This window comes from Vibrio sp. 1731 (genome assembly GCF_033339955.1).
GTDB classification, from domain to species: domain Bacteria; phylum Pseudomonadota; class Gammaproteobacteria; order Enterobacterales; family Vibrionaceae; genus Vibrio; species Vibrio alginolyticus.
The window spans coordinates 1-2,028 of record NZ_JAWOVO010000064.1 but is presented as its reverse complement, the minus strand read 5'-3'; the positions used below and the strand labels follow the sequence as shown (position 1 = coordinate 2,028).

The window sequence follows — 2,028 nt, the reverse complement described above, 5'->3', positions numbered from 1 at the left end:
TCGGTGTTATCGTCCTAGGCAGCGTGACTGCCATTGGCGGTGGCACTATTCGTGATATGGCACTTGGTGCGACCCCCGTCTTCTGGATTACCGATACCACTTATCTTTGGGTTATCTTCATCACCTGTTTGTTAACTATGATCTTGGTTCGCAGACCAAAACGGTTAGCTTGGTGGGTTTTACCCGTGTGTGACGCCATCGGTCTGGCCGTATTTGTGGGAATTGGGGTAGAAAAAGCGCTCGCCTACAACGCCTCCGGCATGGTTGCCGTGATCATGGGTGTAATCACCGGTTGCGGTGGCGGCATAATCCGAGATGTCTTAGCCCGAGAGGTACCAATGGTGCTAAGAAGCGAAGTCTACGCCACAGCCTGTATCATTGGTGGCATCTTCCACACGATGGCTGTGAGTATGGGTTACGATCATTCCACGGCCCTGCTCGCAGGTGTTATCTCAACACTGGTGATTCGCCTTGGTGCGATTCGTTGGCACTTATCTTTACCTACTTTCGCCATCAACCGCTAAGCAATTCAAGTACAGATTTCAATCTAAAGAGCCGACTTTATCTCGGCTCTTCGCATTTTAATTAACACGATTCGCTTATCCCTCAGCAATTCGTTAAATTATCCGTCTCATTCCTAATTTTCATTAATTGCTATGTTATTAGAAGGCATTGAAACGTTACTTGTACTAAGTAAAGAAAAAACCATGAGCCGCACTGGTAGTCAGCTGTACATCAGCCAATCTGCGGTGAGTAAACGTATCGCCAATTTAGAAAAAAAGTTAGGAAAGAAACTGATCGAGCCAAACGGCAGACACATTAAACTAACCTCGGATGCTCTGGCCCTTATCAATATGATAGAGCCCACATTCAATGAGTTACGAGGACAGATTTACGATCAGCAAGAGCTCGAAGATACGTCATTAATAAAAATGGATTGCTCAGAAACTCTCGTCGCAGGTTATCTGAGTATGATTATGGAAGAGCAACTAGCACGCGATCCTTATCTCAGAATCTCGACCAATCACACTCCGAGAATCGTTGAAAACGTAAAATCAGGGCGAGCGACCCTAGGATTCTGCGCTGGTTACTTACCTTCTCATCACGGTTTGATGAGCGTTCATCTCGCCGATGAGCCTTTCTCTATAATAAGTAAGCACCCGCTAACTCAATTACCAAAAGCGATTTTAACTAACGATTTGAATAACCCAGCCAATACATACCAGCAAGCCATTTTGTCCAAGTACGAGATCCAACCTTTGATGGAGATGGACTCTTACACGGCGGCAGCACAATTAGCTTTAAAAGGAATGGCACCAGCACTGATACCTAAATCCATCATCAAAACACTCAACATCGCATCAAATTTCTGTTTTGAATTCGAAGAACTAGAGCCTCTAATTCGCCCAATACACATCTGTCTTCGCCACAACACATACCGCAATCAGCGAATTAAAACAGTGTTAGAAGCCATTGCTGATGTTGTTGCCAAAGAAGTTTTGTTGCCATCAGCATAGACATGGTAATCACTAGAGGTCGAATCCACTTTTGACCTTTGGTAACCACCACTTTTGCGCCAAGTTGAGCGCCAATAAAGCCACCGATCGCCATCGTCAAACCAATTTCCCATACAGGTAACCCTGCTAGAACGAAAAACAACAATGCAGCGATGTTTGAAGTGAAATTCAAAATCTTAGTTCGTGCTGTTGCATCCACGAGGGAAAAGTGGCCAAGAGCAACAAAGCACACAGTAAAAATCGAGCCCGTACCGGGGCCAAAGAAACCATCGTAGAAACCAACTCCACCACCGATACACAATGCAAAAATCGCTTCGGAAAGCTTTGGTTCGCCATCGATTTTTCGAGTGCTTGGTGCGAGTAAAAAATAAAGAGAAATCGCAATTAGAAGAACAGGAATCAAACTGGTGAGTACGCTAGCATCAATAAACTGTACAGCCTCGGCACCAATTGCAGCACCAATAAAAGTACAGAGTATCGCGAAACGTATTTACTTTAGGCTGACAATACC

The 2,028-nt window shown here is 44.8% G+C and carries 2 protein-coding genes and 1 pseudogene; 2 read left to right on the top strand and 1 reads right to left on the bottom strand.

The features are described 5' to 3' along the window. Both R7035_RS25135 and R7035_RS25130 read left to right on the top strand, forming a co-directional pair. The coding region (locus tag R7035_RS25135) for a TRIC cation channel family protein (RefSeq protein WP_318146317.1) at nucleotides 1–524 on the top strand (524 nt) is incomplete at its 5' end. A 132-nt stretch (nucleotides 525–656) separates the two neighbouring features. Continuing rightward, nucleotides 657–1,517, top strand: a complete 861-nt coding sequence (locus R7035_RS25130; RefSeq protein WP_029856650.1) for a LysR family transcriptional regulator — start codon at nucleotides 657–659, stop codon at nucleotides 1,515–1,517. Here R7035_RS25130 and R7035_RS25125 read toward each other — a convergent pair. Beyond that, nucleotides 1,453–2,028 (bottom strand): annotated as a pseudogene (locus tag R7035_RS25125) (TSUP family transporter); the annotation flags it as partial. The gene R7035_RS25130 and the pseudogene R7035_RS25125 sit on opposite strands and share 65 nt — an antisense overlap.